Source organism: Streptomyces sp. NPDC059851, assembly GCF_042732005.1.
Classification (GTDB): domain Bacteria; phylum Actinomycetota; class Actinomycetes; order Streptomycetales; family Streptomycetaceae; genus Streptomyces.
Genome location: NZ_JBHWJJ010000037.1, coordinates 19685 through 32345, shown reverse-complemented (window position 1 = coordinate 32345; position 12661 = coordinate 19685). Strand labels below are relative to the sequence as shown.

Annotated in this window: 9 protein-coding genes and 1 pseudogene; 5 read left to right on the top strand and 5 right to left on the bottom strand. The window is 73.6% G+C overall.

What is annotated here, in order from left to right; all coding sequences use genetic code 11:
• Positions 1-50: 50 nt before the first annotated feature.
• The 3 genes from ACFV7Q_RS15670 to ACFV7Q_RS15660 form a co-directional block, all read right to left on the bottom strand.
• On the bottom strand, positions 51-2474 hold the full coding sequence (locus ACFV7Q_RS15670; RefSeq protein WP_385428654.1) for a Tex family protein: 2424 nt from the start codon (positions 2472-2474) through the stop codon (positions 51-53).
• A gap of 83 nt (positions 2475-2557) precedes the next feature.
• A complete protein-coding gene (locus ACFV7Q_RS15665; protein WP_385428652.1) occupies positions 2558-3424 on the bottom strand; it encodes a hypothetical protein in 867 nt (288 codons plus the stop codon).
• A gap of 136 nt (positions 3425-3560) precedes the next feature.
• A complete protein-coding gene (locus ACFV7Q_RS15660; protein ID WP_385428651.1) occupies positions 3561-4604 on the bottom strand; it encodes a PASTA domain-containing protein in 1044 nt (347 codons plus the stop codon).
• 393 nt (positions 4605-4997) lie between these two features.
• On the opposite strand from ACFV7Q_RS15660, the gene ACFV7Q_RS15655 reads away from it, so the two are divergent.
• Entirely contained in the window at positions 4998-6539 is a 1542-nt protein-coding gene (locus ACFV7Q_RS15655) for a M1 family metallopeptidase (protein ID WP_385428650.1), read from the top strand.
• A 30-nt stretch (positions 6540-6569) separates the two neighbouring features.
• Here ACFV7Q_RS15655 and ACFV7Q_RS15650 read toward each other — a convergent pair whose 3' ends face one another.
• A complete protein-coding gene (locus ACFV7Q_RS15650; protein WP_385428648.1) occupies positions 6570-7472 on the bottom strand; it encodes an oxygenase MpaB family protein in 903 nt (300 codons plus the stop codon).
• Between the two features lie 210 nt (positions 7473-7682).
• Between ACFV7Q_RS15650 and ACFV7Q_RS15645 the strand changes: the two are divergent.
• A pseudogene (locus ACFV7Q_RS15645) lies at positions 7683-7949 on the top strand (aminoglycoside phosphotransferase family protein); the annotation flags it as partial.
• 100 nt (positions 7950-8049) lie between these two features.
• Entirely contained in the window at positions 8050-9042 is a 993-nt protein-coding gene (sph, locus tag ACFV7Q_RS15640; protein ID WP_385428646.1) for a sphingomyelin phosphodiesterase, read from the top strand.
• A 220-nt stretch (positions 9043-9262) separates the two neighbouring features.
• Here the strand turns inward: sph and ACFV7Q_RS15635 are convergent, their stop codons facing one another.
• Positions 9263-11110, bottom strand: coding sequence for an AMP-dependent synthetase/ligase (locus ACFV7Q_RS15635; RefSeq protein ID WP_385428644.1), 1848 nt, complete (start codon positions 11108-11110; stop codon positions 9263-9265).
• A gap of 100 nt (positions 11111-11210) precedes the next feature.
• Here ACFV7Q_RS15635 and ACFV7Q_RS15630 point away from each other — a divergent pair, with 100 nt between their 5' ends.
• On the top strand, positions 11211-11936 hold the full coding sequence (locus ACFV7Q_RS15630) for a MerR family transcriptional regulator (protein ID WP_385428643.1): 726 nt from the start codon (positions 11211-11213) through the stop codon (positions 11934-11936).
• A gap of 54 nt (positions 11937-11990) precedes the next feature.
• Positions 11991-12635: a 1,4-alpha-glucan branching protein gene (locus tag ACFV7Q_RS15625; RefSeq protein ID WP_385428641.1), complete on the top strand. Its 645-nt coding sequence runs from the start codon at positions 11991-11993 to the stop codon at positions 12633-12635.
• The last annotated feature ends 26 nt before the right edge of the window (positions 12636-12661 follow it).

The window sequence follows — 12661 nt, the reverse complement described above, 5'->3', positions numbered from 1 at the left end:
CGGCCACCTCCGCGCCCTCCCCCGTACCCTTCGGTGGCGCGTGCCGATACCTACCGCCTGCGGCGGTCCTCGGATCCCGGGCCCGCGAGACCGGCTCGGCGCAGCGCGTCGGCCATGGCGCTGTTCGCAGGGGCCGGGGCGCCGCCGCCCTGGCCCTGCCGCCGGCCCTCGCCGCCGCCCGAGCGGCCGCCGCCGCGCCGGCCGTCCTGGCCGCCGCGCTGCTGCGGGGGACGGCCGCCGCCGCGCCGGTCCTGGCGGTCCTCGCGCTGGCGGGGCGCGCCCGCGGTGGTGCCGGCCTCGTCGTCCAGCCGGAGGGTCAGCGAGATCCGCTTGCGCGGGATGTCCACGTCCAGGACCTTCACGCGGACGATGTCGCCCGGCTTGACCACGTCGCGGGGGTCCTTGACGAAGTTCTTCGACAGGGCCGAGACGTGGGCGAGCCCGTCCTGGTGGACGCCGATGTCGATGAAGGCGCCGAAGGCGGCCACGTTGGTGACGACGCCCTCCAGGACCATGCCGGGAGCGAGGTCGCCGATCTTCTCGACGCCCTCCTTGAACGCGGCCGTCCGGAACGCCGGGCGCGGGTCGCGGCCCGGCTTCTCCAACTCGCCGAGGATGTCGGTGACGGTCGGCAGGCCGAAGGCCTCGGTGACGAACTGCTCGGGCTTCAGCGAGCGCAGCACCGACGTGTTGCCGATGAGGGCGGCCACCTCGCTGCCGGCGGTCTTCGCCATGGACCGGACGACCGGGTACGCCTCGGGGTGCACGCTGGAGAAGTCCAGCGGGTCGTCGCCGCCGCGGATCCGCAGGAAGCCCGCGCACTGCTCGTACGCCTTCGGGCCGAGGCGGGGCACGTCCTTGAGGGCCTTGCGGCTGCGGAAGGGGCCGTTGGCGTCGCGGTGCGCCACGATGTTCTCGGCGAGTCCGCCGCTGATGCCCGACACGCGGGCGAGCAGCGGCGCGGAGGCGGTGTTGACGTCCACGCCGACGCCGTTCACACAGTCCTCGACGACCGCGTCGAGCGAGCGGGACAGCTTCACCTCGGACAGGTCGTGCTGGTACTGGCCGACGCCGATCGACTTGGGGTCGATCTTGACGAGCTCGGCGAGCGGGTCCTGCAGGCGGCGGGCGATCGACACCGCGCCGCGCAGGGAGACGTCCATGTCCGGGAGCTCCTGCGAAGCGAAGGCGGAGGCCGAGTACACGGAGGCGCCCGCCTCGGAGACCATCACCTTGGTCAGCTTCAGCTCGGGGTGGCGGGAGATCAGCTCCCCGGCGAGGCGGTCCGTCTCGCGGGAGGCGGTGCCGTTGCCGATGGCGATCAGCTCGACCCGGTGCTGCTCGGCGAGGCGGGCGAGCTTGGCCAGGGCCTCGTCCCAGCGGTTCGCGGGGACGTGCGGGTGGATCACGTCGGTGGCCACGACCTTGCCGGTGGCGTCGACGACGGCGACCTTCACGCCGGTGCGGAAGCCCGGGTCGAGGCCGAGCGTGGCCCGGGTGCCGGCGGGGGCCGCGAGGAGCAGGTCGCGCAGGTTGGCGGCGAAGACCCGGACGGCCTCGTCCTCGGCGGCGGAGCGCAGCCGCATCCGCAGGTCGATGCCGAGGTGGACCTGGATCTTCGTGCGCCAGGCCCAGCGGACCGTGTCGCCCAGCCACTTGTCGGCGGGGCGGCCGCGGTCGGCCACGCCGAAGCGGCGGGCGATCATGCCCTCGTACGTGGACGGGCCGGGGGCGGCCGCCGTCTCGGGGTCCTCCGGCTCCAGGGTGAGGTCGAGGACGTCCTCCTTCTCGCCGCGCAGCATGGCCAGGACCCGGTGCGAGGGCAGCGCGGTGAACGGCTCGGCGAAGTCGAAGTAGTCGGCGAACTTCGCGCCCGCCTCCTCCTTGCCCCCGCGGACCTTCGCGGCGAGCCGGCCGCGGCCCCACATGCGCTCGCGCAGCTCGCCGATGAGGTCGGCGTCCTCGCCGAACCGCTCGGTGAGGATGGCGCGGGCGCCCTCCAGGGCCGCGGCCGGGTCGGCGACGCCCTTGTCGGCGTCGACGAACGCGGCCGCGGCCGCGGCCGGTTCCACCGACGGGTCGGCGAGCAGGCCGTCGGCGAGCGGCTCCAGGCCGGCCTCGCGGGCGATCTGGGCCTTGGTCCGCCGCTTCGGCTTGAACGGCAGGTAGATGTCCTCCAGCCGCGCCTTGGTGTCGGCCGCGTTGATCCGGGCCTCCAGCTCGGCGTCGAGCTTGCCCTGCTCCCGTACGGAGTCCAGGATCGCCGCGCGCCGGTCCTCCAGCTCGCGCAGATAGCGCAGCCGCTCCTCGACGGTGCGCAGCTGTGCGTCGTCGAGCATCTCGGTCGCTTCCTTGCGGTAGCGCGCGATGAACGGCACGGTGGAGCCGCCGTCGAGCAGCTCGACGGCGGCCTTGACCTGCCGTTCCCGTACGCCGAGCTCCTCGGCGATCCTGCCTTCGATGGACGTCGTCACGATCGGGTCCCGCCTGCCTTCGTTGTGCGTTGGACGGCTGCCCATTGTGGCAGGTGGCGGTGACGGCGGCCGGGAGCCCCGCGTCAGGCGGCCTTGCCGAAGGCGTTGGAGGGGAAGGCGCCCGCGCTGACGGCCTTGGCGGCGAAGCCGCCGCCGAGTTCGGCGAGGCGGGCCAGGCCTTCGGCGCCCAGGTGCTCGTAGGGGGCGGCGTCGAGGCGGTCGGTCTCGTCCTCCAGGCGCTCGCGGACGGCCGTGCCCTCGGCGGTGAGGTCGCCCTCCTCGTCGAGGAGCCCGCGGGCGCGCAGCCGGGCCGCGGCGGCGTCGATGTCCTCCTGCTCCCAGCCGCGGACCGCCTTGATCCACTTGGCGTTCATGCCGCGGCCGGTCGCGCTGTGGGTGACCAGGGCTTCGAGCGGGTCCAGGCCGGCGAGGAGCAGCGCGGCGACATGGCCGTCGCCGCGGTGCTCGCGCAGCAGGGTGGTGGCGTGCCACAGGCGCAGGTGCGGCTGCGTGGGGACGGGGAGGTCGGCGTGGGCTGCGTAGAGGGTGCGGGCGTGCCGGGTGCAGCCCTCGGTGGCGCGCAGGGCCAGGTCCGCGGCCTCGGCCATCTCCGGGGAGGCGACGGTGTCTTCGCCGAGGAGGCGGCGCAGGGTGCGGTCGGCGGCGCGCAGCCGGGCGGCGAGCGCCTGCTCGGGGGTGATCGTGTCCCAGACCGCGGGCAGGTGCCGGGCCAGGTAGTCGTACCGGTAGTTGTAGAAGGTGGCGGCGACGGTGCCGGTGCCGACGGCGCCCATCGCGGCGGCGCGGGAGGAGAGGGCGGCCCGGGAGTGGTCGTCGACGCCGAGGGCGGCGAACTCCGCGGTCAGGTCGGGCGAGAAGTAGATGGTCGCGTGCAACGGGTTGATCGCGCCGTGCCAGGCGCGACGTGCGGCGTGCTCGGGAAGCGTCATGGGAAGGAGGTTACCGACTGCTTGGTATGCCGGTCCGGCGGGGTCCCCGGTAGGACCGGTTCCGCCCCGCTGCGGCGCCGGACCAGCCGAAACCGGCCGGATGCGGCGCCGCAGGCCGGGTGCCCGGGGTCCCGGTTCAGCGGCGCCAGCGGTTCTGGCCGGGGCCCTTGCAGGTGTAGACGGCGCCGGCTTTGCTCACGCCCGTGGCCCCGGCCGGCGAGCAGAAGGCTCCGGGCGTCACGGTGCCGGCACCCCGTGCGCCGCCAGTCGAGCCGCTGCCCGAGCCGCCGGATCCGCTGCCGGATCCGCTGCCGGTCGTGCCGCCCGCGGCGGTGCCGCCCGAGGTGGTCGGGCGTCCGTCGTCCGGGTCGTCGTCGGCGGCCGGGGGCAGCGCGGCGGCGGGGTGGAGCGTGGCGCCCGGTGCGGCGGGGCAGCCGGTGCCGGGGGCGGTGAGCTGCAGGACGGCGGTCGTGGTCCGGGCGGAGCGGACCTCCTGCCCGGCTTCCGGCTCCTGGAAGCAGACGGTCCAGTCGTCGGCCGCTGCGGCGAGGGCGACGTCCGTGTACGCGCTCTTCGGCTCGACGGCCCGGAAGGCCAGCTGCGCCAGGGTCCGGCCCGCCTCGGCGAAGGTCCGGCCGACCACCTTGGGCACGGCCGGGTACGGGATCGGATCGCCGTCCCTGGCGGGGCAGGGCCACTCGGCGCGGACCACGGCGAAGTCGAGCGTGACGGGGCCCGTCGGGGGCTGCTGCGCGGTCGTCTGGAAGCAGACGCGCCAGGCGTCCTCGTCCGCTTGGGCGGCGTCCTCGGGGCCGGCGTCGTGGGAGACGGTGCGGAATCCGAGCGCGGCTGCGGCCGCCTTGGCCTGCCGCAGGCCCTGTCCCGCGTGGTCGGGGGGCCGGACGGCGGCCGAGGTGCTCTCGGCGGGGGTGGCGGGCGCGGCCGCAGGCTTGGCGTCGTCCGCCGTCCCGTCCGGCGGGTCGCCGAGCAGCGGCACCAGGAACCAGAGGCCGGCGAGGACGGTGGCGACGGCCTTGCCCACCGTACGCCAGCGGCTCGTCCAGGCGAGGGCGATCCCGATCGGCGGCAGGAGCACCAACAGGGCGGCGATCAGAGCGGGGTGCTGCCACCACCGCGTGGCCCGGACGGAGGCATGGGGGTACTGCGGGGGAAAGGTCATGGGGTTTCCTCGCGGCGTTTCGTCGTGATGGGCGCGGTGCGGCCGCCGCTCCTCCCGGGGGTCACCCGGAAGCGGAAATTCATTGTCTGATGGTCGGACAGGAACCGCAGGGTTTTCGCCAAAGCCGCCCAGGGGTGCACCGAGGAGGATTCGGGACAACCCGCCCACCCCGCACGGCGCGCCCGCCCCACCCTGACGGGGCGTCATGGGCCCGCACGGCCCGGGGACACAGCGGATGCGCAGGCCGGGGCGGGTGCAGGGGTACGCCGTCCGAAGGACGGATCCTTGCGACCGGATGGCGATCGTGTGACAGCACGGGCCATGGACATGACGTGGCGTACCAGGCGTGAATACGGTCGGACAAAGCCACCCCCCTCACCACTTGGAGCCCCCGTGCACCGCAAAGTCATCGCCCCGAGCGTGCTCGCCGCCTCCCTGCTGCTGGTGATCCCGGCATCGGCTGCGGGTTCCGCCGCGGGCGCGCCGGGTATCGGCGACCCCTACTACCCGGCCAGCGGCAACGGCGGATACGACGTGTCCCACTACGACCTGCGCCTGAAGTACCAGCCGAAGACCGACCTCCTGGAGGGCACGGCCACCCTGCTGGCCACCGCCACCCAGGACCTGTCCCGCTTCAACCTCGACTTCGGGCTCAAGGTCAGCGAGGTCCGCGTCAACGGCGCCAAGGCCAAGTTCGCCGCCTCCGGGGCGCACGAGCTGGAGGTGACCCCCGCCCAGGCCCTGCCGAAGGGCCGGCAGGCGACCGTCGTCGTCAAGTACGCGGGCAAGCCCTCGGAGTTCAAGGTCGACGGCTGGTCGGCCTGGCAGCGCACCCCGGACGGCGGTGTCGCCGCGCAGGAGCCGGACGCGGCCGCCTGGTGGTTCCCGAGCAACGACCACCCGCTCGACAAGGCCACGTTCGACATCTCCGTCAACGTCCCCGACGGCACGCAGGCCATCAGCAACGGCGTCCTGCAGTCGCAGAGCTCACGGCTCGGCTGGACCCGCTACAACTGGCGTTCGAACAAGCCGCAGGCCACGTACCTGGCCACCCTCGCCGTGGGCAAGTTCGACATCACCACCGACAAGACGGCGAGCGGCCTGCACGTCCTCAACGCCTACAGCAAGGACCTCGGCGACAACGCGGGCGCGGCGCGCGCCAGCGTGGAGCGGACCGCCGAGGTCACCGAGTGGTTGGAGGGGGTCTTCGGCCCCTACCCCTTCAACGCGCTGGGCGGCTACGTGCCCAACGTGCCGTCAGGCTTCGCGCTGGAGACCCAGACCCGCCCGTTCTACAGCCCCCGCCAGTTCGCGAACGGCTCCAACGTGTCGGTAGTGGTGCACGAGATGGCCCACCAGTGGTACGGCGACAGCGTCTCCGTCGACGGCTGGAAGGACATCTGGATCAACGAGGGCTTCGCCCGCTACAGCCAGTGGCTGTGGTCGGAGAAGGAGGGCGAGGGCACCGCGCAGGAACTGGCCGAATGGGCGTACGGGCTGCGCGCCGCGGACGACCCGTTCTGGCAGGTCAAGCCGGGCGACCCGGGCCCGGACAACCAGTTCCACCTCGCCGTGTACGACCGCGGGGCGATCGCCCTGCAGGCGCTGCGCAACGAGATCGGCGACGAGAAGTTCTTCGCGATCCTCAAGGGGTGGCCGACGGAGCGGGCCCACGGCAACGCCAAGGTCGGCGACTTCGTCCGGTACGCCGAGAAGGCGTCCGGCAAGCCGCTCGCCCAGCTGTTCGAGACCTGGCTGTACACCCCGGGCAAGCCGTCCTTCGCCCCGCCGGCCGGCGCGTCGAAGGACGCTCGTGCCCTGCGGGCGCCGGCCGCGAAGCCGGTGGAGCCGAAGTCCTGGAAGAAGATCGCTGCGACGGACTCGGTCCACGAGCGCGAGCACGGCACCGGCCACGGCCACGGCCACGGCCGCTGACCCCGTAGGGGGCCTGCGCGCCGGCGTCCCTCAGCGGGCGCCGGCGCGCCACTCCGCCCGCGCCCGGTACGCGAGGGGCAGGTACCGCAGCCGCTCCGGCAGCAGCGGTACCAGCAGCCGCACGGCCGTGCTGAACCGCCGGAGCCTGCGCTCCTGGGCCGCGGTCCACTCCAGCCCGATGGCGGCGCGGGCGTCGGGCGGCATGTACCCGACGGTGACGAAGGCCCTCAGGCGCAGGAACCACGCCCTCAGCACCGGCCAGAAGACCCGCAGCAGCAGCCGCACGGGCAGCGAGCCGCCGGTCGGGCGGGGCAGGGGCACGTCAGTGGCGACGAGTTCGCGGGCGACCTTGGTCGGCTCGATCTCCTCCGCCAGCATCCGCCGGTAGTAGCGCCAGTACTCCTCGATGGTCTGGGGCATGTCCCGGTCGCGCAGACCCAGGATCCGCCCGACCTGGAGCCACTCCCGGTACAGCTGCCGCTCCTGCGCCGGGGTGAAGCGGCGCAGCAGGTAGCGCCCGGCGTACAGGTAGATCGGGAACCCGGTGGCGTGCACCCACGCGTAGCAGGCGGGGTCGAGGGAGTGGTAGCGCCGGCCCCGGGTGTCGACGCCCTGGATCTCCTTGTGCAGGCGGCGCACCCGGCGGCCCTCCTCGGCGGCCCGCTCCCCGCCGTACACCCACAGCTGCACGGAGCGCAGCGAGCGCTCGCCGCGCCCCCAGGGGTCGGTGCGGAAGACCGAGTGCTCGTCGACTCCGGCGCCGATTGCGGGGTGGGCGACCTGCATGGTGAAGGCGGCGGGCAGCATCAGCAGTGCCCGGACGTCCCCCGAGATGGTCCACAGCACCCCTCCGGGAGCCGGCGGCTGCGGGTCGGCCCGGCGGGCGCCGGCCGGGCGCGGGCCGGGTGCGGCCGGCTGCTGTGCGGTGGTCATGTGCGTCCCCCTGGTTCTGTGCTCCGTACGTCCAGTATCACCGGAGCCCCTCATAACCCCAGGTCGGCGGCCCCGCCGGGCAAAGTCGGTGGAGGCGGCGGAGTACGCGGTGCTGTGATGGGGCCCATGCGCGACGACATCCCGGCAGTGGTGGACCGCGGCGGCTATCCGGAGGCGGTGACGCCCTTGGGGCGGCGAGCTCCCGCTCCGGTCCCGGCGCGGGCGGCCCGCGCGCGGTACGGGGCCGAGGTGCTGCCCCGGCTACGGGACGCCTACCTGGAGCCGTGGACGGGCACCGGGGCCACGGCCCGGGAGCTGCGGCGCGCGGTGTCCCTGGCCTGGCGGCTCGGGGCGATCGGCCGGGCCGTCTCCTGGGGGCGCGTCTTCCCGGTCCCGGACGGCCCGGCAACCGCCTCGAACGGCCATGCGGACGGCGCTCGCTGGCTGCTGGAACTGCTGTCCGAGCCCGCGCTGTAGGCCAACCGCCAGAAAGTGTTGTCACGGGTGTTACCCAGAGGTAACTGCGGCTGCTTGGATTGCGGGCGTCGATCTCCCCCACGGCCATGCTGGAGAGTTCATGCCGCACCTCGAACACACCCGTCGTCACCGTGTCGCTGCGGCGGCGGTCGCGGCGGTCGCCGCCGGCGCCCTGACCGTCACCACCGCTCCCGCCGCCACCGCAGCGGAGAGCGGCACGGCCCCCCGGCTCAGCGTCCTGACGTACAACGTGTTCCTGATGAGCAAGAACCTGTACCCCAACTGGGGCCAGGACCACCGCGCTTCGGCCATACCCCGGACTTCCTTCTACCAGGGCCACGACGTGGTCGTCCTCCAGGAAGCCTTCGACAACAGCTCCTCGGACGCGCTGAAGGCCAACTCCGCTGCCCAGTACCCGTACCAGACCCCGGTCGTCGGCCGCAGCAAGACCGGCTGGGACGCGACGGGCGGCGCCTACTCCACCACCACCCCCGAGGACGGCGGCATCACGATCCTGAGCAAGTGGCCGATCGTCCGCAAGGAACAGTTCGTCTACAAGGACGCCTGCGGGGCCGACTGGTGGTCCAACAAGGGCTTCGCCTACGTCGTGCTGAACGTGAACGGTGCGAAGGTGCACGTGGTCGGCACCCACGCGCAGTCCACCGACCCCGGCTGCGGTGCGGGCGAGGCGGCGCAGATGCGCGCCCGTCAGTTCCAGGCGATCGACGCCTTCTTGGACGCCAAGAACATCCCGGCGAACGAGCAGGTCATCGTCGCCGGCGACATGAACGTCGACTCGCGCACCCCCGAGTACGCGTCCATGCTCGCGGGCGCCGCCCTGGCGGGCGCCGACACGCGCACGGGACACCCGTACTCCTTCGACACGTCCCTGAACTCGATCGCGAACTACCGCTATCCGTCGGACCCGCGCGAGGACCTGGACTACGTCCTGTACCGCAAGGGCAACGCCCGCCCGGCCGGCTGGGAGAACAACGTGGTCAAGGAGGAGTCGGCCCCCTGGACGGTCTCCAGCTGGGGCACGTCCTACACGTACACCAACCTCTCCGACCACTACCCGGTGATCGGCCGCTAGCGGCCCGCGCCCCCGAACCAGCCGGCTGCGGACCCGCCCCAACGCCGGCCGGTCCGGCCCGCGTTACCGCGTTCCCTGCAACACGTTGCCCCTCTCGGCCTCCAGGCCGGGAGGGCGCTGCCTGCTGTTCGCCGGCGTCGCACGCACCTGAGACCCCGGCCCCCGGCCCGCGGCGGCGTGGCCCCCGGCCGCCGCGGGCCGGGGGTCGCGCCGTGTCGGCTTACCGGGCCTCGTGCGGGTCCGCGTACAGGGACTCGATCAGGTCCGCGTACTTCTCGCGGACCACCCGGCGGCGCAGTTTGAGCGAGGGTGTCAGTTCTCCCGACTCCGGGCCCCATTCCTCGGTCAGCAGCCGGTAGCGCTTGATCTGCTCGGTGCGGTTGAGCCGGGCGTTGGCCGCCTCGACCGCGCGGGCGACCTCCTCGCGGACCGCCGGGTGGCGGGCGAGTTCCACGGGGGAGGTGGCCCCGATGCCGCGGGCCGCGGCCCAGGCCGGCGCCAGCTCGGCGTCGAGCACGAGCAGGGCGACGAGGTAGGAGCGGCCGTCGCCGTGCACCATGGCCTGGCCGATGAGCGGGTGTTCCTTGACGGTGTTCTCCACCAGGGCGGGCGAGACGTTCTTGCCCGTGGAGGTGATGATGAGCTCCTTCTTGCGGTCCGTCAGCCACAGGAACCCGTCCTCGTCGAGCCGCCCTATGTCCCCGGTCGGGAACCAGCCGTCGGCGTCGTGCGCCGGTTCCAGCGAGCCGTCGGGCTGCAGGTAGCCACCGAAGACGGTGTCCCCGCGGGCGAGGATCTCCCCGTCCTCGGTCAGCCGCAGCTCCAGGCCGTCGATCGGGCGGCCGACGGAGCCGAGCCGGAAGGCGTCGGGGCTGTTGACCGTGCACACGCCCGAAGTCTCGGTCAATCCCCAGGCGTCCATGATCGTGATTCCCCAGCCCGCCCAGAAACGGACCACGTCGATCGGCATCGGCGCGGTGGCGCTTGCCGTCCACAGCAGGCGGTCCAGGCCGGCCAGACCGAGCAGCGGGTCGAGGACCTGTTCCTTGGCCCGGGCGTACGAGGCTTCGAGTGCGGCCGGGACCGCCTCACCGCGCTCGCGGTGCCCGGCCCGGGTGCGGGAGAGGGCGTTGGCGGCCTCGATGGCCTCCCGCTGACCGGCCGGCAGTTGCGCGAGCACGGCCCGTACGGACGCGGCGAGCTTCTCCCACACCCGGGGCACCCCGAAGAACTGCACCGGCCGCAGTTCGCGGACGGCCGGCGCGACGGCGGCCGGATCGGCGACCATGCGGACGTGCGCCGCCCGCAGCAGCGGCAGGTAGATCCCGAGGATGCGCTCGGCGATGTGTGCGAACGGCAGGTAGCAGATGTGCTCGGCGTGCTCGGGCAGTTCGACGCGCCGGTCCAGGCGGACGGCTTGGAGCAGGATGTTGCGGTGGGTCAGTCGGACGCCCTTGGGGTCGCCGGTGGTGCCCGAGGTGTAGACGACGGTCAGCGGGTCCTCGGGCCGGGCGTCCCGCCAGGCCTTCTCGAAGGCGTCGGCGCGGTGCAGCCGGGCCCCGCTCGCGTACAGGGATGCGTACGTGCCGTGGCCGCCGGCTTCCGCGGCGTCGGCGTCGGCCACGACCAGCCGCTCCAGGGGCACGGACGGGTCGGCGAGCAGCGGCTCCCACCGGGCGAGTTCGCGGGCGCCCTCGACCAGGGCGAGGCGGGCCCGGCTGTGCCGGGCGATGTGCGCGATCTGGCCGGGCGCGGAGGTCCCGTACACGGTGACCGGGACGGCGCCGAGGTGGACGAGGGCGAGGTCGGTGAGCCAGTGCTCGGGCCGGTTTCCCATCATGATCAGGACGTGGTCGCCGCGCTCGACGCCGAGGGCGGCGTACCCGGCGGCGAGGACGGCGACCCGGTGGCGGGCCTCCGCCCAGCCGAGGGTGGTCCAGTCGGAGGAGCCGGGGGCGGTGCGCCACGAGAGGGCGGGGAGGTCGCCGTACTCGGCGGCGTTGCGGGCGAGCAGGGCGGGGAGGGCGAGCGCTTCGGGACGTCCGGGCAGTCGCAGTTTCGTGGTCATGGGCAGCTCCTGGCCGTTTCACATCGTTGGTGCGACAGCAATACTGTTGAACCGCGGTACTGGAACGGGACGTGCTGATCAGAGAGCGGGGCGAGAGACCATGACCACCCGGGTGCCCGAGCCCACGCTCACCGTCGACGAGCTCGCCTCCCGGGCGGGGGTCACCGTCCGCACCGTACGGTTCTACAGCACCCGCGGCCTTTTGCCCCCTCCCGTGATCGGACCGCGTCGCGTGGGGCACTACGGGCCCGAGCACCTCTCGCGGCTGGCGCTGATCGAGGAGCTCCAGCACCAGGGCATGACCCTGTCCGCCATCGAGCGCTACCTGGACGCCCTGCCCGACGACCTGAGCGCACACGACCTGGCCGTCCACCGGGCGCTGGTGTCGACCTGGGCGCCGGACTCGGCCGAGGAGGTGTCGCGGGAGGAGCTGGAGAGACGGGCCGGACGGCCGCTGCCGGAGGAGGACCTGTGCCGCCTCGCCGCGATGGACGTGATCGCGGACAGCAGCGGGGGGTTCCGGGTGGACCTGTCGCTGCTACGGCTCGGGGTGGCACTGCTCGACGTGCCGATCTCCCACGGGACGATCCTGGCGGCACGGCGGGTGATGCTGGAGCATGCGCGGGCGACGGCGCAGGAGCTGACCCGGCTCTTCCGCGACGAGGTGTGGGGGCCGTTCACCGAGGGCGAGGACGACCCGGAGCGGGTGGAGTCCATGAAGGCGCTGTCGGCGCACATGCAGCCGATGATGGTGCAGGCCCTGGTGACCGCCTTCCAGCGGTCGCTGAAGGAGGAGCTGAAGGCGGCGTTCGCCACGGGCGATTGACCCCGCCGTGCACGGAACTCCCAACTCGGTTGGCAGCACGGTAGGTTCGGCCGCATGGCAGTGATCCACAGAACCACGATGACCCCCACCAAGCTGGAGCTCCTCGCCGCGTGGCTCCCCGGGCAGCCCTGGTACACCACCACCGGCGGCGCCCCGGAGCCGGTCAGGGCCGGCGGGTTCCGCATCGACGACCCGGAGGGCGAGGTGGGCATCGACTTCATGGTCGTCGCCGACGCCTCCGCCGAACCGCCCGTCGCCTACCACGTGCCGCTGACCTACCGGGGCGCCCCGCTCGACGGCGCCGAGGCGGGCCTGCTGGGCACCTCGGAGCACGGTGTGCTCGGCAAGCGCTGGATCTACGACGCCACCCACGACCCGGTGGCCGTGGAGCGGCTGCTCGCCCTGCTGCGGGGCGAGGCCGAGCCGCAGGCGCAGAGCGTCTCCGACACCCCCGACCCGACGGTCGCCGTTGAGCGCCCTGCCTCCGCGCGGCCGGCCCCGGCCGCCGTCCCGCGGGTCGCGCACGGGCGGCAGGGCACCGAGGTCCGGGTGGACGGGCTGCCCGCCGCCCTGTTCGTGACCCGCGTACTGCGGCCGGGTACGCCGTCCGATGGCGAAGCCGCCGTCGTCACCGGCTGGACCCTGCCCGACGGGACGCAGCTGCGCGGCGTGTTCGCCGCCCTGCCCGGCACCGCCTGACACCGCCCCGGCACCGCCTGACACCG